The 19,569-nt window shown below is 70.4% G+C and carries 12 protein-coding genes; 4 read left to right on the forward strand and 8 right to left on the reverse strand.

Annotated features, from left to right (window positions below):
- Positions 1–440 precede the first annotated feature (440 nt).
- Positions 441–1,592, forward strand: coding sequence for a hypothetical protein (locus D7V77_RS28530; protein ID WP_233597291.1), 1,152 nt, complete (start codon positions 441–443; stop codon positions 1,590–1,592).
- A 6-nt stretch (positions 1,593–1,598) separates the two neighbouring features.
- Positions 1,599–2,390 carry a hypothetical protein gene (locus tag D7V77_RS28535; protein WP_120579458.1) on the forward strand — a complete coding sequence of 264 codons (792 nt, stop codon included), beginning with the start codon at positions 1,599–1,601 and terminating at the stop codon, positions 2,388–2,390.
- Here D7V77_RS28535 and D7V77_RS28540 read toward each other — a convergent pair.
- Positions 2,387–2,611, reverse strand: a complete 225-nt coding sequence (locus D7V77_RS28540; protein ID WP_120579459.1) for a twin-arginine translocase TatA/TatE family subunit — start codon at positions 2,609–2,611, stop codon at positions 2,387–2,389. The genes D7V77_RS28535 and D7V77_RS28540 overlap by 4 nt on opposite strands.
- Before the next feature lie 119 nt (positions 2,612–2,730).
- Here D7V77_RS28540 and D7V77_RS28545 point away from each other — a divergent pair, with 119 nt between their 5' ends.
- Positions 2,731–3,447, forward strand: a complete 717-nt coding sequence (locus tag D7V77_RS28545) for a glycerophosphodiester phosphodiesterase family protein (RefSeq protein WP_120579460.1) — start codon at positions 2,731–2,733, stop codon at positions 3,445–3,447.
- Here the strand turns inward: D7V77_RS28545 and D7V77_RS28550 are convergent, their stop codons facing one another.
- The 3 genes from D7V77_RS28550 to D7V77_RS28560 all read right to left on the reverse strand — a co-directional run bounded on the left by D7V77_RS28550 (position 3,448) and on the right by D7V77_RS28560 (position 8,830).
- Positions 3,448–4,356: a hypothetical protein gene (locus tag D7V77_RS28550; protein ID WP_120579461.1), complete on the reverse strand. Its 909-nt coding sequence runs from the start codon at positions 4,354–4,356 to the stop codon at positions 3,448–3,450.
- Positions 4,357–4,548: 192 nt separating this feature from the next.
- The gene (locus D7V77_RS28555; protein ID WP_120579462.1) at positions 4,549–7,803 is read right to left on the reverse strand and encodes an MXAN_5808 family serine peptidase; all 3,255 of its coding nucleotides are present in this window, start codon (positions 7,801–7,803) and stop codon (positions 4,549–4,551) included.
- A 217-nt stretch (positions 7,804–8,020) separates the two neighbouring features.
- On the reverse strand, positions 8,021–8,830 hold the full coding sequence (locus tag D7V77_RS28560; RefSeq protein ID WP_120579463.1) for an EI24 domain-containing protein: 810 nt from the start codon (positions 8,828–8,830) through the stop codon (positions 8,021–8,023).
- A 59-nt stretch (positions 8,831–8,889) separates the two neighbouring features.
- Here D7V77_RS28560 and D7V77_RS28565 point away from each other — a divergent pair, with 59 nt between their 5' ends.
- On the forward strand, positions 8,890–10,227 hold the full coding sequence (locus D7V77_RS28565) for a glutamate--cysteine ligase (RefSeq protein ID WP_120579464.1): 1,338 nt from the start codon (positions 8,890–8,892) through the stop codon (positions 10,225–10,227).
- Positions 10,228–10,276: 49 nt separating this feature from the next.
- Here D7V77_RS28565 and D7V77_RS28570 read toward each other — a convergent pair whose 3' ends face one another.
- The 4 genes from D7V77_RS28570 to alaS form a co-directional block, all read right to left on the reverse strand.
- A complete protein-coding gene (locus tag D7V77_RS28570; protein ID WP_120579465.1) occupies positions 10,277–10,900 on the reverse strand; it encodes an outer membrane protein in 624 nt (207 codons plus the stop codon).
- Positions 10,901–11,004: 104 nt separating this feature from the next.
- Positions 11,005–16,098, reverse strand: a complete 5,094-nt coding sequence (locus D7V77_RS44965; RefSeq protein WP_233597292.1) for a TIGR02266 family protein — start codon at positions 16,096–16,098, stop codon at positions 11,005–11,007.
- Positions 16,095–16,760: a hypothetical protein gene (locus D7V77_RS28585; RefSeq protein ID WP_120579466.1), complete on the reverse strand. Its 666-nt coding sequence runs from the start codon at positions 16,758–16,760 to the stop codon at positions 16,095–16,097. The genes D7V77_RS44965 and D7V77_RS28585 overlap by 4 nt, the downstream gene beginning before the upstream one ends.
- A complete protein-coding gene (gene alaS / locus D7V77_RS28590) occupies positions 16,757–19,453 on the reverse strand; it encodes an alanine--tRNA ligase (protein WP_120579467.1) in 2,697 nt (898 codons plus the stop codon). The genes D7V77_RS28585 and alaS overlap by 4 nt, the downstream gene beginning before the upstream one ends.
- Between the last annotated feature and the right edge of the window lie 116 nt (positions 19,454–19,569).

Below are 19,569 nucleotides of genomic sequence, written 5' to 3' on the forward strand. Positions count from 1 at the left end.
CTCCGGTGGCCGCTCCCCGGCCGGCCGTGGCTCCTGCTCTTCCGGCGGCGGCTCCCCGCCCGGTGCCTCCGGGGGCCTTCGCGCCTCCCCGGGCCGCTCCTCCCGGGGCGCTCGCGGGTGCGGCCCGTCCGGCGGCCGTGGCTCCGAGCGGACCCGGAGCGTTCGCCGCGGAGGCCGCGCCTCTGGGGGGACCTCCGAGGCCAGTGGCGCCCCGGGGCCCGGTTCCTCCTGGGGCGGTGGCTCCTCCTCCCGGCGCCTCCCCGTCCGCCATTCCGGCGCGTGCCGCCATGCCTCCGGCGCCTGGCGCCTTCTCGGCCGGCGGACCGGCACCGTCGGGCGCTGCTCCCGCGCGTGCCCCCATGCCTTCGACGGGAGCCCCCGTCGCGCGCATGCCCCTGGCCTCGGTCCCTGTCGGGGCGGCACGTCCCGGGACCGCGCCCGTGGCCTCCGCGGGGCTGGCCGCCGCCGGTTCGACGGACCTCTCGCCGGATCCGCTCTTCGACTTCCCCATCGACGCTCCGGCGGTCCCGGACGCGGCGTCCCTGCGCCATGCCGCGAACGTCGCCCAGGCGCCCGCTCCGGGCGGCGCCACGGCGGTGGGGCCGGTGACGCCCTCGCCGGGCTTCGAGAGCGAGGATCCGTTCTCGTCCATCGACATGGCGGCTCCGTCCCCGGACCTGTCCGCCGCGCCCGAGGACGCCCCCGAGGACACGCACGTCGGTCCGGAGCCGATGGGCGACCTGTTCGACTTCTCCGGCGCGGGGGCCTCCGGCGAGGAGGGGGTGGCCGCCTCCGACACCGGCCGTGCCGCGCTGCTCGGGGATGTGCCCGCGGAAGCGGGCGCGGAGGAGCCCGGCGGCATCTCGCTGTTGAGCGACGTGCCGGCGTACGACGACGGCGACCCGTTCAAGATCACCACGCCCCGCCGCGAGGTGGTGGACCTGGCCAGCATGCGCGGGGGCCCGGCCGTCACCGTGGCCAAGCCCTCCGCCCGCATCGAGGACGTGGGCATGCCCCAGCGCCGGATGCCCGGCCGCGCGCGGAAGCTGACGGGGCTGGTCCTCAACCTCACCATCGCCACCGTGTTGGTGGTGGCCCTGGGCGCGCTGGGCACCATGTACCTGCGCGATGGCAAGGTGGACCCCTCCACGCTGTCCCCGGACCGCCTGCGCACGCTGGTGCTGCCCGCGTCCCGTCCGTTCATCGCGAGCGACGTGTCCAACGGCCTCTACGAGACGCGCGACGGCCGCATGCTCTTCGTCGTGCGCGGAGATGCGGAGAACCGCACTGGCGCCGCCGCGGCCGTGCGCGTGCGCGCCGCCCTCTTCGACGGCGACCAGCGGGTGCGCTCCACGGAGGGGCTCGCGGGCGCGCTGGCCACTCCGGAGGAGCTCCACTCCGTCACCACCCGCGAGGCCGCCACCGCGCTCCGCCAGCGCATGGACGCGGCGTCCCTCCCGGTGCCGCCGGGCGGCAAGGTGCCCTTCCTGGTGCTGTTCCAGGAGTTCCCCGCGGACCTCACCGGCCTCCGGCTGGAGGTGACGCTGGAGCCCATCCCCTCCGAACCCACCGCGGACCGCACGGGAGGCTGAAGCGTCATGTCCACGCTGGAGGAGGCCCGCGTGCTCGCGCGCAACCTGCACGCCCTGGGCGGAGGCGCCACCGTGCGCCGCAAGGCCGCCGCGCGCGAGCTGGCCCGGCGTGAGCCCTTCGACACGAACGAGCTCATCGGCCACCTGCTGTCGCTGTCCCGCGCCGGACAGGCCCCCGCCACCTGCGTGCTGTCGGACTTCCTGGCCGCGTTGGACCAGGAGGCCGAGCACATCCCCCACGTGGAGGCGCTCCGGCGCATGGCCCACGTGCAGTCACTGGAGGCGGTGGCGGACCTCTTCGCCCAAGGCCCCGCGCGCAAGGAGCTGGACGCGGACGCCGCCGCCCGTGCGGACGCGCAGGCCGCCAGCCAGTCGCTGGGCCACCTGAAGCAGCAGGCCCGCCTCACGCGCGACCCGGACGTGCTGTCGCGCCTGGCCACCGTGAGCAACCCGGCCGTGCTGCGCAACGTGCTGATCAACCCGCGCCTCACCGAGGACCTGGTGGTGCGCGTCGCGGCGCGCAGGCCCGCGCGTCCGGAGCCGCTCGTCGAAATCTGGAAGTCGCCGCGCTGGTCCGTGCGCCACAAGGTGCGCCGCGCGCTGGCCTTCAACCCGTATCTGCCGCCGGAAGTGGGCGCGAAGCTGGTGCCGCTGCTCTCCACCCTGGACCTGCGCGAGATGGTGGAGGACACGGGGCTGCTCCCCGCCCTGAGGCAGCAGGCCGCGCGCCTGCTGCTCGCTCCATCGCCCGGCAGCCCGCCCGGTCCGTTGGTGCTGCCAACCGGCGAGGAGTTCTAGGAGCGGCGGTCCTTGGAGGAGCCTTCGGTATAGTCCGCGTCGGTGGTGCCCCGGCGCGAGTGGGGCAGGTGCTTCACGTCCACCAGGTCGTCGCCGCGCGACGCCTTGCGGAACGAGTAGACGAACTTGCCCACCGCGTTGCCCAACTGCCCCATCCGGGCGGCCGAGAAGACCACCAGCAGGATGAAGCCGAGGACGAGGAACTCTCCGGTGCCCAACATGCGTCGGACACTGCAATAAACCCACCCGCGAGGCAAGTCGCGCCAGCGTGTCCACCCCCGTATGCGCCCGCCACGTCGGCGCTGCGCGCGGGGGGCGTTTGAGCGCACACTGCGCGCCCATGCTCCTGCTCGCTCACCGTGGTGCCAGCGCCGACGCCCCCGAGAACACCCTGGAGGCCTTCGCGGAGGCCGTGCGCCAGGGCGCTGACGGCGTGGAGCTGGACGCCATGGTGTGCGGCTCCGGCGAGGTGGTGGTGTGTCACGACGAGCGCTTGGACCGCCTGGCGGGGCAGCCCTGGGAGGTCCGCTCCACGCCCTGGTGGAAGCTCTCCCGCGCGGACGTGGGCACGCCCCTGGGCTTCGCCCCCGCGCGCATCCCGCTGCTGGAGGAGGTGCTGGACGCGCTGCCGGAGCACTTCCTGGTCAACATCGAGCTGAAGTGCGACCGCTTCGACGACGGCGGCCTGGCGGCGGGCGTGGCGCGGCTTCTGCGCGAGCGCGACCTGGCGGGCCGCGTGGTGGTGTCCAGCTTCAACCCGCTGTGCCTCTTCCGGCTGGCGGCGGTGGCGCCCACGCTGCGCCGGGGCTTCCTCATCGACCCGGACAAGCCCTGGGCGCTGCAGGCGTACGCGCTGAGCCCGCTGGTGTCCTCGCACTCGGTGCACCCCTTCCACGAGGCGTGCACTCCGGAGCGCGTGGCGGCGTGGAATGACGCCGGTCTGCGCGTGGCGGCGTGGACGGTGGACGACCCCCGGCGCGCCCGCGAGCTGCGGGACCTGGGGGTGTCCTACCTCATCACCAACCGCCCGGGCCGCGTCCGCGAGGCCCTGCGCTGACTAGAAGTCCAGGCCCAGCGTGGTGTTGAAGGCGAAGACGGAGGGCAGGTCGCGGCTGCCGGCGCCCTCCTGGTCGAAGCTGCCCAGGTTGGTGAGCGAAATCTCCGCGCCCAGCTGCAGCACGCCGCCAATGAAGCGCGCGCCCGCGTAGAAGCGCGGGGTGAGGTTGTCGCCCGCGTTCACCCGCGAATACGGCGCGGTGTTGGTCAGCGCGTCGCGCGATTTGTTGCCCGCCGTGTCCGCCGGGTTGCGGCTCGGGTCGAAGTCCAGCGTGCGCGTGGTGGCGCTGACGAAGTTCAGGTCCAGGCCGCCGTAGGGCGTCACCGTCACCATGCCGCCCAGCGGGAACTGCTTGCCCACGCCGATGTCCAGGCCCGTGGTGGTCAGGTCCAGGTCTTGCGCGTTGAAGAGCTTCGTCACGTGCAGGCGCACGCCCACGTCCGGCAGGTACGTGAAGCCCTCGTTGACGGCCCACTTCAGCTCGCCCGTGGCCGTCACCATGCTGCTCTTCTCAATCCAGCCCACGCGCCCGCCCAGCTCCAGCGAGAAGGGCAGGCCCTTGCGCACGTGCAGGGACGGCACCAGCACGGAGCCCGGCTGCGCGCCTTCCGTGGGCAGCTGCACGTCCTCCGGGAGCGACACGACGGACAGCTCCGCGTTGAAGGCGAAGCCCGAGTGGCCCGTGGTGCGCGGGGGCATCAGGTTCGCGGACGTCATCACCGCGCCGAACGTGCGCGCGAAGGCGCGGAAGTCCGCGCTGGCTTCGGCGAACTCCGTGTTGGTGATGACGGAAGTGGCGCCCCGGCGTTCGACGCCGAAGCGGGAAATGACCAGGTCGTTGGCGTCCGCATGGGCCGCGGCCCCTGACAGCGCCGTCGCGAGCACCAGCCACCGACTGAACGTCCGCATGGGGGAATCACGCCTCCGGGACGCGTGCCGGCCAAGCGGGCGCCCACCTCCGGCGGACCCTAAATCGGCCCTCGGGGAAGCGTCAACAAAACGGGCGGCCCTCCTCCAGGGAAACGCCCCCGTTCGAAGGGGGACGTCCGCTGGAAGCGAGCCGCCCGGGTCAGGCGGTTTCCGGGTGCGTGCCCGGAAGGCCTACTGCTGGCGCGGCTTCACCGGCGTGGTGGCCGTGGCGGCGGGCGTCGCCACCTTCTGGGCCACCTCCGCCGGACGGCGGCGGATGACCAGCGTGCGGCGGCTGGCGAACTCGGTGCTCTCGCGGGCCACCACCAGCACGTTGTTGTTGCCCTCCTTGAGCGCGAAGTCAGCGGTGAACTTCAGCGTGTTGGGCTCGCCGCCCTTGGGGTCCACGGCCTTGAAGTAGACCTTCTGGTCGTTGACCAGCACGTAGACGTCCAGCAGGCCGTTGGGGTCCTTCACCGCGCCGGAGAGGGTGAACTTGTCGCCGTTCACCACCACGCCGCCGTGCGACGGATCCACGTCCAGCTTGATGTCCGGCGGCTGGTGCGTCGTGGTGAACGCCACCGTCTTGGGCGCCGCCGCCTTGCCGGTCTTCACTTCCTTCGCGTCCTGCGTGCGCACGAAGGCGAAGCGGTCCTTCTCCAGCGCGACCTTGTAGTAGCCCTTGGTGGTGGCCTCCAGGGCCAGCGTGGCGCCCTGCGGCAGCTTCGCCACCGGACGCGCGTCCGCGGTGGGCGAGGCGAACAGCTCCGCCTTGTCGTTGAGCTTCACCAGTCCCTTCTTCGCCTCCAGCGGGGCCACGGGGCCGTCCTTCACGGGCAGCTGGAGCTTCTCCAGGACGAACTCCTCCAGGGGCTCGTCGAGGATGGCCAGCTTCAGCGGGAAGGTGTCGCCCTTGAAGCCCTTCTTCAGGGACACCTGGAAGCGCGCCGTCTTCGTCTCACCGGGCTTGATCTCCCCCAGTTTGAAGCGGCCCTTCTCGATGAAGATGTTCGCGTCGCCGCCGTTCTTGATCTGCGCGAACGAGTCCAGCGCCGGGCCCACGCCCGTGTTGGTGACGTCCATCACCACCGTGACGTCCTCGCCGCGCTGCACGACGCCGTCGCCGTTGCACTCGGCGCAGTCATCCACCACCTGCCAGTTGAAGGCGAACGCGGGGCGGGGCAGCTCCACGAAGGACAGCTCCGACACCAGGGTGTCGCGCAGCGCGCCGTTGTCGTCGAACAGCTTCACCTTCACGTCGTCGCGGCGGCTGGTGAGGTCCTTGGGCAGGCGCACCTGCACCTTCCAGGACTTCTTCTCACCCGGGGCGATGGCGCCGAAGAGGAACTCGCGGCGGTCGAGGAACGCGTTGTCGCTCTCCGTCCAGCCCCGCACGCGCTTGAGCGGCTCCGTGCCCTTGTTCTCCACGTTGATGACCATGTCCAGCTGCTCGCCGGCCAGAATCTTCGCTTCGGAGCCCGGGGAGAAGCTTGCGTCCAGCTGCACGTTCTTGGGCGTGGGACCGGGGCTCCAGTCCAGGCCGAGCGCGGCGATGGCGTTGTTGATGCGCTGCTCCTCCTCGTTGCGCTTCTGCTCCACGAACGTCTTGCCCTTGGCGAGTTGCTCGGAGCGCTTCACCGCCGGCACCTTCAGGACGAAGTCGCGGGCGAACTGGACCTCGAAGTCCTCCTTGATCTCCTCCTGGGACTCCGCGTCCAGCTGGTCGTCCAGGTCCTCGCCCTGACCGGCCACGTCCACGTCCAGGAGCGGATCATTCTGGCCGTGCTCCTTCTTGGTGTCCTTGGCGCCCGTGCCCGGCTTGGCGGCGACCTTCTCCTTGGGCTCTTCCTTCTTGGCGGCGGCCTGGGCGGCCTTCTCGTCCACCTTCAGGTACTTGAGGCTGGTGCCCGGCTTCTCGCGGTCCAGCACCTCTTCGCGCTTCTTGGCGACGGTGGAGGACTCCGGGTTGCCGAAGTGCTGATCCAGGTCCGCCTCGCCCATGGACTTGCGGGGCGCGAACACGTCCACCCGGTCCGCGGTGACGCGCGTGGGCACCAGCTGGATGTCCGGCACGATGCCCACTTCCTGGATGGAGACGTCACCCGGGGTGAGGTACTTGGCGATGGTCAGCTTGAGCGCGCTGTCGTCCGGGAAGTCGTAGAGCACCTGCACGCTGCCCTTGCCGAACGTCTGGCGCCCGATGATGACCGCGCGGTCCAGGTTCTTGAGCGCGCCCGCCACGATTTCAGACGCGGAGGCGCTGCCCGCGTTCACCAGCACCGCGATGGGGTAGGACTCCTCGCCGTCCGTCATGCGCGCGCGCTTCTCCTCGCGCAGCTTGTCGCTGAAGCCCACCGTCGCGACGATGGTGCCCTTGGACAGGAACGTGTCCGACACCTGGATGGCCTGCTCCAGCAGACCGCCCGGGTTGCCGCGCAGGTCGAGCACGAGGCCCTTGAAGCCGCCCTTGGCCTCCGCCTGCTTGCGGATGTCCGTCAGAGCGGCCTCCAGGTCGCGCGTGGTGTTGCCCTGGAAGTTCTTCAGGCGCACGTAGCCCACGCCGCCCGCGAGCAGCTTGTGCTGCACGGACTCAATCGAAATCATGGCGCGCGCCACCGTCATGTTGCGCGGCTTGTCCCAGCCGTCGCGCTCCACGGTGATGGTGATGCGGCTGTCCACCGGACCGCGCAGCTTGGACACGGCCTCGTTGAGGTCCATGTTGACGGTGGACTCCTCACCAATCTTCTTGATGCGGTCGTCCTTCTGGATGCCGGCGCGAGACGCGGGCGTCTTGGGCAGCACCTTCACCACGGTGAGGTTGCCCTCCTTCATCTGGATGACGAAGCCCAGGCCGCCGAACTCACCCTTGGTGGACAGCTTCATCTCCCGGTACAGCTCCGGGCGCAGCAGCACCGAGTGCGGATCCAACGTGGAGAGCATGCCGTTGACGGCGGCGTACTCGATGTCGCGCGTCTCCTCGATGGGACGCATGTTCTTCGACAGGAAGTCGAACACGTCCTTCAGCGCGAAGGACATCTTCCACAGGGAGTCGACGTGGGAGATGTCGAACTCCTTCTGCTTGCCGTTGACGTTGACGTTGAGCTTGCCCGTCTCCGGGTTGCCGTCCACGAGCACGTCCGGGACGCTCTTCTCCACGTACTCCAGGGAGGCGATCATCATCTCCTTGGGCTTCACCCGCTTGGGGTCGACGTAGTTCTCCTTCACGTAGAGGATGACCTTCGTGAGGACGCGGAGGCTGTTGAGGTCGTGCGGGGCCTTCTCGGCCTTGCTGGCGGAAGGCAGCGCGCCGTCCCAGGAGTCCTGCCCCGCCTCCGCCGCTCCCACGGTGAGCGGGAGGGGAGCACGGTCACTGCCTGCGAATGCCCAGGCCCCCAACAGAACGGCGACGGCGGTGATGCGGCGGAAGATACGCGGCATGCGGTTCATCCCAGCTGGGGCGCGAGAGGCGCCCCGGGTGATGCGTGAAAAGCCCTGTGAATCCGAACGGTTCAACGTAAGCCAAGGAACCAGGCAGCGGCCGGGCAAGCCTAATCACGGCTTCCAGGTGCTTCAAGGCGTGGCGTTGTCACTAGCGACCGAGAACGTCTGCCGCAGGCAATGCGTTCCCGATCGGCCTGGACGTACGGACACCCGGCCTGCCCCTTTATTTCGCGTCCGCCCGGGCATCCGGTGGCGGGGGCAGGTCCCCGGCCTCCCGTAGGGCCCGGTAGAGGAGGGTGCCCCCGACGATGGCCACCGGGAGGAAGAAGGTGTTGAGGATGGGCACCCACAGGAGCAGGTAGACGCCCGCCCCGAAGCCCAGGCAGAGGGCCCGGCGCTCGCGCAGCATGCGGCGTACCTGGGCGAAGGGGTACAGGTGGCGCGTCATGGGCGCGGCCAGGTGCTCCGCCGCCATCCAGAGCATGGTCCACAGGCTGGCCAGCACGGTGAACGCCACGCTGCCCAGGCCCGGCAGGAAGTTCAGCGGCAGGAGCACCGCCAGCCCCAGGAAGAGCAGCGCCATGCGGGCGAGCGTGTGCAACAGCCCTGTCGTCATGCTCCGCAGGAAGGAGGCGGGTGAGAGTACGGCGTCCGCTCCCGCACACTCGGCTTCCGTGGCCTCCGACACCGGGTCCTGCAGCGGCGTGAGGAGCAGCGGAGGCGCCACGTTGGCGCCCACCACCCAGGCGACCAGGGAGCCCAGCACGAGCGCGGTGTACCAGCCGGCCTGTCCGTACCAGGACTCGGGCCGGGCCCACACGGACTCCAGGAGCCCCGGGGCGTACCGGTAGAGCAGGACGGCCAGGCCCACCAGGGTGATGGCGGTGAGGACGGCGCACAGGCTGGAGAGGAGGAAGAGGCGGCGCGAGCGGAAGATGAGGCCGAAGGCGCGGCCGAGCACTCCCACGCCCTGGAGGAAATCCGACAGACGGGGCCGGGGGGACAGGGTAGGGACGGGGGATGCAGGGCGCATGGGGTCAGGGTGCTCAAATGAGGGCAAGGCCAACGGCCCCCGTTATATAGGGCGCCCTCATGTCCCTCGACCTCAAGCGCGTGGCCTCCGAGCCCCTCACTTCCGCCGCCCCCCTGGTGGAAGAGCTTCGCAAAGGGGAGAAGCCCCGGACCCAGCACCGCCTGGGGCTGGAGCACGAAAAGTTCATCTACCCCGTGGGGTCCGCCCAACCCGTGCCCTATGAGGGACCGAACGGAGTGGGTGCCCTGCTGGAGCGCATCGCCCCGGGCGGCTACGAGCCCTTCCGGGAGACGCCCCAGTCGCCGGTCATCGCGCTGCAGCGCGGGATGGCGGCCATCTCCCTGGAGCCGGGCGGGCAGTTCGAACTGTCCGGCAGCCCCTTCCACACGGCGCGGGAGGCGCATCAGGAGAACCTCCAGCACCTGAAGGAGACGAAGGCGGCGGCGTCCAGCCTGGGCCTGCGGCTGGTGGGGCTGGGCTACCGGCCGGTGGGCACGACGGGCGAGATGCCCTGGATGCCCAAGACGCGCTACCAAGTGATGCGCCGCACGCTGCCGGAGCGCGGCCGGCTGGCGCTGAACATGATGCTGATGACGTCCACCGGGCAGGTGTCGCTGGACTGGGCGGACGAGGCGGACTGTGTGCGCAAGACGGTGGCGGTGGCGCGCCTGTCGCCGCTGCTGGTGGCGCTGTACGCCAACAGCCCGCTCCTGGAGGGCAAGCCGTCCGGTTACATGTCCTTCCGCAGTCGCGTCTGGGAAGAGGTGGACCCCACGCGCTGTGGCTACCTGCCGTCCTGGTTCGACGGCTCGTTCTCCTATCAGGCGTATGTGGACTGGGCGCTGGACGCGCCGCTCTTGTTCCTGCGCCGCGAGGGCGAGTACCGCCACCCGAAGCTCACCTTCCGCCAGCTCATGAAGGAGGGCTACGAGGGCCAGCCGCCGGACATGGGGGACTGGACGGACCACCTGTCCACGCTCTTCCCGGAGGTGCGGCTGAAGAAGGTGCTGGAGGTGCGCGGCGCGGACAGCGCGAGCGCGGCCATGACGGGGGCGCTGGGCGCGCTCTGGCGCGGCATCCTCTATGACGCGCAGGCGCTGGAGGAGGCGGAGCTGCTCCTGCCGCGGCTGAACTTCACCGAGCACCTGGCCTTCCACGACACCGCGCGCCGCGAGGGCCTGGCCGGGAAGCTGGGGCCTCGCGAGCTGCACCGGCTGGCCGGGGAGATGGTGGCCATCGCGAAGCGGGGGCTGCAGCGGTTGGACCCCGAGGACGCGCCGCTGCTCGCGCCGCTGGAGGCGGTGGCGGCTTCGGGCCGGTCGCCGGCGCAGGCGGTGCTGGACGCGTGGAAGGAAGATCCGCGTCCGGAAGTGCTGATGACGCGCTTCGAGCTGTGAGGACGTGGCGCGTCCGCGGGGGCGTGAGTCCCGCGGACGCGGAAGCCGGCTAGAAGCGGCCGCCCACGGTGAGGTTGCCGTTGAAGAGGCTGCCCTTGGCCTCCTCGGTGGTGCCGGGGACGGTGGTCAGGTCCTCGCTACCGACGAGGCGGTAGGTGGCGCGCACGCCGGCGGACAGGTGGCCCATGCGGTATTCGATGCCCGCGGCCAGCGGCAACTCCGTCTGCCAGTCATTGCCGTAGATGGGCGCGGAGCCCGAGGACGCGTGCAGGAAGCTGAGGCCGAAGCCCGCGCCCACGAAGGGGTGCCACTTGTGGTCGACGACGGGGCCGAGCTTGCCCATGAACGTGCCGTTGTTGCGCCAGATGTGGTTGCCGCCGAGGACGCGGGCGTCATCGATGGGGATGTTCTGGCCTTCGTAGCCGACCTCCACGCCGATGTACTTCCAGGGCTGGGCGTTGGCGGTGATGTTGAACAGCCCGCCCACGCCCGTCTCGTCGCCCAGGTCGCCGGTGAAGCCGCCCAGGCCCACGCCCACGTCCAGGCCGGCCGTGGAGTCCTCTTCGCTGAAGCTGAGCTTGCGCGACACCTCGCTCGCATCCACCGCGAGGGCTGGCCCCGCCACGCACGTGCCGGCCACCACCAGTCCTGCCACCATCGAAGTCCGTCTCATGACCAGGTTCCTCCCGCTAGAAGTGTGGGACCTGGAATGGAAGCTGGGACGACAGGGCCTGACAGCACACCCGCCCTGTGGACGGAGCCAGGAGGCCGAGGGCCTCAGCGCCGGCCGAAGAGCTTCTTCAACCCGGAAAGCAGGCCGCTCGGCCGGGCTTCTGGTTCGGTGTGGAAGGGCGAGCGGGCGATGAGTGCATCGCGGGAGGCGTCGTCCAGCTCCTCCGCCGCGAGCGTCACCGGCTGCCGCTTCGCGCCGGGCAGGGTGGCGCTGAAGGCGAGGGTGCCGTCGGTGGACAACTCCAGGTGCACCTCCACCTCGCCGGGGCGTTCCACGGAGAGGGTGAGGCAGCCGAGCCATTCGTTCTCCACGGCGGTGGCGGCGGTGCCCTGGAAGAAGGCGAGCGCCAGCGGACCGGGGACGGTGATGGGGATGACGAGCGTCTTCGCGGTGGGCAGGCGGGTGTTGCGCTCCAGCACGCGGCGGAAGGTGCCGGCGTCCTCGGCGACGCCGATGGGGGCGGTGAGGACCTCCGAGACGCTGGCGGCGGGCTTGCCGGTCTCCGACAGCAAGAGCGCGTGACCGAGCAGCGCGGCGCCGCGCACCACGGCGGTGCGGGCGTCCACGTCGTCGTCGCGCACGGGCACGCCCAGGCTCTCCTCCAGGCGGCGGCGCACGAGCGGTGAACGGGACTGGCCGCCCACGAGGAGCACGGCGTCCAGGCCTTGAGGGGACAGGGCGTTGGACTCCAGCACCTCGCGGGTGACGGAGACGACGCGCTGGGCGAGGTCGGCGGTGAGGGCCTCCATGCGCTCGCGGTCGAGCTTGGGTCCGGGGCCGGTGGGCAGGGTGACGTCCACGCTGTCCTGGGTGGAGAGGGTCTCCTTGGTGGACTCAGCGAGGGTGCGGAAGGGGCCCCAGTCGAGCAGGTGTTCGGGGCGGGGGTGGCCCTTTTCGGCGAGGTCGCTGACGAGCGCCTCGGCGATGCGGGCGTCGAAGTCCATGCCGCCGAGGGTGGGGTCGCCGCCGGTGGTGACGACCTCCAGGTCATCGCCGGTGACCTGCACGACGCAGACCTCCAGGCCGCCGCCGCCCAGGTCCACGACGAGGACGCGTTTGCGAGCGAGGCCCCGGCCGTGTGCGTACGCGAGCGCCGCGGCGGCGCTGTTGGTGAGCACGCGGGGCACGTCCAGGCCGGCCATGGTGGCGGCTTCGCGAAGGGCGGCGCGCTGGCGTTCGGTGAAGTGCGAAGGCGCGCAGAGCACTGCGCGCGTCACCTTGCGGCCCAGGTGCGTGGTGGCCGCCTGGTGCAACTCGCGCAGCAGCATCGCGGTGAGGAGGGTGGGCGCCACGTGGCGGCCATCGAGCTCCACGCCCGCGTCGCCATGGCGGTCGGTGGCGATGGGGAAGTGGAGCTGCGGGGAGAGCCAGCGCAGGTTCGGGGAGCGGGCGCGCATGCCGAGCAGGCGCTTGAGGCCGGTCGCGGCGCGGCGGGGTGCGCGGGAGGCTTCGACGAGCGCGGCGGCACCGACCAGGAATTCTCCGGCGCTGTTCACCGCGATGACGGAGGGAAGGCCTGAACCGTCGTTGCCGGGGATGGGGATGGTTGTGGCGACGCCGTCGATGAACGCGGCGACGCGCGCGTGTGAAGTGCCCACGTCGATGCCGAGCACGACCTCCGCCGCCGCGGGCGTGGTGACGGGCACGGGAGCCAGGTCGAAGAGCGTACGGCGACGGCTGCGCGCGGTGGCGGTGCTGCTCTGTGCGTCAGCGGAAGGCGGCGGCGCGGCTTCGTCGGTGCGCGGGGACTGGGGCGCGGTGGATGTCTGGGTCGGCGGTTGTGACGAGGCCGTGAGAACAGATGCTGTGGCTTCGGTGGACCGTGGGGTTTCTGTCGCGGCCGATGCTTGGGGATTCGGTTGTTCCGCCGCCGTGCTGATGGTCGCGGCGGCTTCACTGGAGCGCGGAGATTCTGTCGCGGCCGATACTTGTCCCAACGCCGTGCCGATGAGCGCAGCGGCTTCGCTGGAGCGCGAGGAATCTGTCGCGGCCGATGCTTGGGAATTCGATTGTTCTGATGCCGCGTTGCTGGGCGCGGTGGCTTCGCTGGAGCGCGGGGACTCTGGCGCATCCGATGCTTGAGGATTCGGTTGTTCCGAAGCCGCGTTGATGGGCGAGGTTGCTTCGCTGCCGCGCGGAGATTCGGTCGCGGCCGATGCTTGTCCCAACGCTGCGCTGATGAGTGCAGCGGCTTCACTGGAGCGGGAGGCCTCTGGCGCAGCCGATGCTTGAGGATTCGGTTGTTCCGACGCTGCGCTGAGGGGCGCGGCGGCTTCACTGGCGCGCGGGGATTCTGTCGCAGCTGATGCTTGAGGGGGCTGGGGTTCCGAACCCGTGCTGATGCGCGTGGCGGCTTCGCTGGCGCGCGGGGGCTCTGTCGCGGCCGGTGCTTGAGGATGCGGTTGTTCCGACGTCGCGCTGATGGGCGAGGTGGCTTCGCCGGAACGAGGCGGCTGCTCCGTGGCGGATGCCTGCTGCGAAGGCGTACTGACCTGTGCGGTGGTTTCGCTGGCGGCGGCGGGCTGTTGCTCGGCGGAGGTCAGCGCAGGCTGTTGCTCCGAGGTCGAGCTGTCCGCACCGGAAGCTTCGTGCTCCACGGCGGATTCGCGCGGCGATGGTTCCTCGGCGGTGCTGCCCGGAGCGGCGGCTTCGTTGCCGCTGGGGGCATTCGCCGCGGTGTGCTGCGTGGCTTCGCCCGATGCGACCGGTGACGCGGAGGCGCTGGTGGAAACCTGGAGGGGCTCCGATTCCTCGACGGGCAGCTTCGTGTCGGAAGCGAGCGCATTCGAGGCGTCCAGGGCCGCCGGGGCGGACACCGTCGATGGCGGAGTCTCTTCAGGGGGCGGCGCTACCGGGAATGCGGACCGCGTCGCTTCGTGGGACTCCGCAGCCAGCACAGAAGCGAGTGCCTCATCGTGCTCTGGCGCTTGGGCCGACGCCGATTCGAGTTCGGCCGAAGCAGCCACCTCGGGCGCGGCCACTGCCGGGGTCGTGTCTTCGGATGCAGAGGATCCGACGAGCGCCGTCCATGCATCCTCGGTCGGCAGCTCGACCACGACGACTGTCGATGCGTCCTCCTCTTCCATCGGAGGCACGGAGACGGGCTCGGGTACAGGGGCCGAACTCGCAGTAGGAGCGACCGTTGAAGTCGTGACGGCTTGCGTGTCGCGCTCGGGCTCGTCGGTGTCCGTGGCCCCAACAGCTTGTTCAAGCGCCGCGCTGAATGGATCCACATCCTCCGTGTCCGTGCTGAGCGCGCGCGGAAGGGAGTCCGGATCGATGCCCCATGCGCGAAGGCGCTCGGCCTCCCGTTGGCTCGGCGTCGTGAACGGCTCTGGAGGAGGGGGCGTTTCCTTCGAAGCATCCTCCGAATGGAACTCCACGGGCTGCGACGTCGTCTGGGGAAGGTCTTCTACGACGTCGGAGTCCGTGACTGCCGGAGCGGCCTCCGCTGTCGAGCCCTCGGCGGCGTCGAAGTCCGGGGCGGCCGGGAAGTGCTCCGCCGGCGGAAGCGCTGCTTCGGTATCGCCCCCCTCGGCATCGGAGGCCGACACCGTCCGAGCATCGGCTTCTTCCGAAGGCACCGTTGCCGCGAAAGAGGCGCCCTCGGTGTCGGAGTCCGGATCCGTCCATTCACTGCTCGCCTCTGGATGAATCGGCTCCTGGGCGCTGACGGCGTCGGGGGCTTCTACGGGAGCCCAGGAACTCTCTCCCGGAGGGAGCGTCGCGTCCTCGGCGCCTTCCGTCGCATGCGCGTCCGGTGCGAACGAGGAATCGGGCTCCGCCGGAGCGGGGGGCTCATCCGACTCCATGCTGAGGTCGACGTCGAAGTCGAACGACGAGCCGGAGTCCGCCTGCGTCTCGCCGGACACGGCTGCCGCTTCCACGTGCGCCGGTTCCGCTGCGCCTGGCGTGTCCGCGAACTCGGAAGCCGTGTCTCCAGTCTCCTCCGTCGCGTACTCGGGGCTCCACCCGGAATGCTCGGGAGCATGCGCGGCTCCGAGCACGGCGTTCGGATCAAACGCGTCCACTGACGCGGGAGTGAAGTGGTGCGCGGATGCTTCGCCAGCGTCAGGCGCGGCAGATGCCGCTGTTTCCGGTGGAAGCGCTTCGTCCTCGCGTGCATCCGGAACGGAGCCGTCCCCATCAGCCGCCGCGGGCCGCGCTTCCACGCGACCGTCATCGGCCTCTGGCGCAGGCGATGCGTCCGCTGTGCTCGGAGTCGAATCCCATGCAGAGGCTTCGGCGTCGGCGAATGAAGCGGCGGGGAGATTCTCGGTACTGGCGGGCGCCTCCCAAGGCGAAGCTTCCGCCGGTGCGTTCGTCTCCGCCTCGGAAGCCTCAACCTGCTGAACATCAGCGGGAGGCTCCGGCGGCCTCACGGCCGCGAAGGTGCCGGAGGCCGCGGGCGTTCGTTCTCCGGCCTGGACTCCTCTGGACGCGGGAGTCGTCGGCTGGACCGTGAACATCTCCTGGGTCGCCCGTTGTGCATCCAGGCCGACCGGACGCCTGCGTGGCTTCCGCGGAAAGTCCACCGACGGAAGGGGCGCCAGCCCCTCTTCTTCGTCGACCGCGTCCTCCGGAAACAGCGACACCGGGTCATCCGGTTCAGCCAGATCCGGCGGCGGCTCCGCGACGGGCAGCTTCACGGCCGGCAACGTCATGGACGCCTTCGGCGGCGCGGCGCGTGTCCCCGGTTCATCGAGGACCACCTTCGCCGGAGGCTCCACCGGTGCCGGCGCTTCAATGCCTGACGCAGGCCGTGCCGGATTCACGGTTGGAGTCCGTCGCACCAGCCCCGGCGGCGCCACCTCCATCCCGCTCCGCCGCGCGACGATGCGATCGATGAGCGCCTTGCTCGCCGCGTCCAGCTTGGTGAAGCGCACCGTCATCCCGGTCCGCGCACTGCCCGCGTCCGGCTGCGCCTTCAGCACCACGCCTTCACCGCGCAACAGCCGCGTGCCATCCGCGAGGACGAACTCGAACGCCAGCCCCGTGCCTTCCGGCTTGAGCGCTCGCGTGGCCACGAACACTCCACCGCGCCCCACGTTCGAGCCATACCGCTCGATGAACTCCTCCTCCCCCGTGTACGGGAGTCGGATGCGCAGCGGGAGGAGCTTGGGGGCCGGCCCGGTCATCGCAAGGGGATCCGCACGTCCCCGCCGGAGCCCCGCACCACGAGCGCCAGCCCATCGTCTTGCACGGCGTCCGGCGGCACCTCGAACAGCAGCGCCACTTCCGTGCGCTGCGATGGCGCCCACGTGGAGGGCAGGGGCTTCGTGCCGGCCACCGCCTGCGCGTCACGCGCCAGCGGATACGTCTGCCCCTTCGCGTCCGTGAGCTTCACGCCCTCCAGCGTCAGCGGCGCGGGCATCCCGCCCACGTTCTGGGTGATGAGCTCCACGCGCAGGAACAGGTCCTCCGTCGTGAGGCTCAGCCCCGCCTTGCCGGAGCCCTTCACCGAGTGCGACGCCTCCAGCCCCGTCACCTTCATCGCCACCGTGTCCACGTGCACGGTGTCGTTGCGCTCGGGCAGCCGCAGCTTGCGCGGGCCGTTGTCGCCCATGCCCGCGGCCAGGCCCGCCAGCTTCGACTCCTCCGGCTCGCGCTGAGGCGGCTGTGGACGCATGGCCACGGCGCCGCCCTGCTTCACCCGGTCCGCCTCCGCGCGCAGCTTCTGGAGCGTGCGCGCGTCGGCTTCCTGGCCCTCTTCGGGCGTGGAGGCTTCCTTCGTGCAGCCCCCCCACAGGAGGGCCGCCGTCAGGAACGCCAGGGTGCGGGATGAAGCGCGAGGACTCACGCCGGGCTCGCGCCCTTCACCAGCTCGAAGAGCTTCTCGAGCGCCACGGGCAGCTTGTCCGCGTCCGGGCCACCGGCCTGCGCCATGTCCGGCTTGCCGCCGCCCTTGCCGCCCACTTCCTTGGCCATCTCGCGCACCAGGTTGCCCGCGCTGATGCCCTTGGCGACGACGTCCTTGGTGAGCGCCACCAGGATGACGGCGCGGCCGTCCTTCTCACCGCCAATGGCGATGACGCCCGAGCCGATGCGGTCGCGCAGCTGATCCGCCATGCCGCGGAACACCTTGTCGTCCGCGGGGTCCACGCGCGTGGCCAGCACCTTCATGCCGTTGACCTCGCGCGCCTGGTCCAGGAGGTCCTTCTGCGAGGCCGACTGGGCCTTCACCGAGACCTCCTCCACCTTGCGCTCCAGCTCCTTCACGCGCTTCTGGGTGGCCTCCACGCGGGTGGCGACCTCCTTCGGGTTCGTGCGCAAGAGCGCCGCGACCTTCTTGAGCTCGTGCTCCTGCTCGCGAACGAACTGGAGCGCGCCCACGCCCGTCACGGCCACGATGCGCCGCACGCCGGAAGCGACGCCGCTCTCGCTGGTGACCTTGAACAGGCCGATGTCGCCGCTGCGCTTCACGTGCGTGCCGCCGCAGAGCTCCGTGGACTCCGGGTGCACGGTGACGACGCGCACGGTGTCGCCGTACTTCTCACCGAACATGGCCACGGCGCCGGACTTCTTCGCGTCGTCCAGGTTCATGACACGCGTCTGCGCGTCCGCGTTGTCGCGCACCCAGGTGTTGACCAGGTCTTCCACCAGCTCCAACTGCTCCTGGGTGGCGGGGGAGAAGTGCGAGAAGTCGAAGCGCAGGAAGTCCGGCGCGACGACGGAGCCCGCCTGCTTCACGTGCTCGCCGAGCACGCGCTTGAGCGCCTTGTGCAGCAGGTGCGTGGCGGAGTGGTTCGCGCGGATGGCCTTGCGGCGCTCCACGTCCACGGACGTCTGCACCATGTCGCCGACCTTCAGCGTGCCTTCCTTCACCTCCACGCTGTGGACGATGAGGCCCTGCACCGGGCGCTGCGCGTCCTTCACCTGCACCACGGTCTTGCCGCCGTGCGCGACGATGCGGCCCGTGTCGCCCTGTTGGCCGCCGGACTCGCCGTAGAAGGGCGTGCGGTCCAGCACGACTTCCACCGCGGCGCCCGCGGAGACCTGCGGCACCTCCACGCCGTCCTGCACCAGCGCGATGACGCTGCCTTCACCCTCGTGGCCCTCGCCGTCGTAGCCCAGGAACTGGGTGGGGGCGGTGCGCGCGAGGACGGTCTGGAAGACCTCCGTGGTGCCCTTCTTGGTCTTGACGAAGTCGTCCTGCTCGTCGGCTTCCTTCTCCTTGATCTTGTTGAAGCCCTCCAGGTCCACGTCGTAGCCGCGCTCGCGCGCGATGATCTGCGTGAGGTCCCAGGGGAAGCCGTAGGTGCCGTGCAGCAGGAAGACGACGTCGCCAGCGAGGATCTTGCCGCCGGAAACCTGGAGCTTGGACAGCTCCTCGTCCATCAGCTTGAGGCCACGGTCGAGCGTGCGGCGGAAGCCCTCTTCCTCGTGCTTGGCGACTTCGAGGATGAAGGTGCGGCCGTCGCGCAGCTCGGGGAACGCGTCGCCCATGAGCTCGATGACGCGGTCCACGACCTTGAAGAAGAAGGGCTCCTTGATGCCCAGCTGCGTGTCACCGTGGCGGATGGCCCGGCGCATGATGCGGCGCAGGACGTAGCCGCGCGCCACGTTGGAGGGCTGGACGCCGTCGGCCACGAGGAACGCGGTGGCGCGGGCGTGGTCGGCGACCACGCGCTGCGAGGCGCCGGTCTCCTGGGTGTAGGGCTTGCCGCACAGCTCGCTGACGGTGGCGAGGATGCCCTGGAAGAGGTCGGTGTCGTAGTTGGAGCGCTTGCCCTGGACGACGGACGCGATGCGCTCCAGGCCGGCGCCGGTGTCGATGGACGGCTTGGGTAGTGGGATGAGGGGCGCGTCCTTCTCCTTGCGTTCGAACTGCATGAACACGAGGTTCCAGATTTCGAGCCACCGGTCGCAATCACACGCGACGCCCTGGCACTTCCTGCCCGCGGCCTCTTCGACACAGGGGATGTCGTCGCCCTGGTGGTAGTGGATTTCGGAGCAGGGGCCGCACGGGCCGGTGTCGCCCATGGCCCAGAAGTTGTCCTTGTAGCCGAGCTTCAGGATGCGGTCGCGAGACACGCCCTCCTTCGCCCACAGGTCGAAGGCCTCTTCATCCCAGGGGATGTTGTTCTCGCCGTTGAACACGGTGACGGCGAGCCGGTCGATGGCCAGGCCGAGCCGCTTCGTCACGAACTCCCAGGCGAACGAGATGGCGTCGGCCTTGAAGTAGTCGCCGAAGGAGAAGTTGCCGAGCATCTCGAAGAACGTGTGGTGGCGCGCGGTGTAGCCCACGTTGTCGAGGTCGTTGTGCTTGCCGCCAGCGCGCACGCACTTCTGGGACGAGGTGGCGCGGCGGTAGTCGCGCTGCTCACGGCCGGTGAAGACGTCCTTGAACTGGACCATGCCGGCGTTGGTGAACAGCAGGGTCTGGTCGCCAACGGGCACCAGCGAGGAGGAGGCCACACGGCGGTGGGCGCGCTCCTCGAAGAACTGGAGGAACGCCTCGCGGATCTGGGAGGCGGTGAGGGCGGAAGGCATGGTGTGGGTATATGCCACAAGAGGGCCGGGCGCAGCAGTTCCTGGACGGGTCATCCCCCCTGGGACGGGCCATGTAGGCAGGGCTGACGACAGGAGGGCAGGGGAGCGGCCGGGGC

Source organism: Corallococcus sp. CA041A, from assembly GCF_003612075.1.
Lineage (GTDB): Bacteria > Myxococcota > Myxococcia > Myxococcales > Myxococcaceae > Corallococcus > Corallococcus exiguus.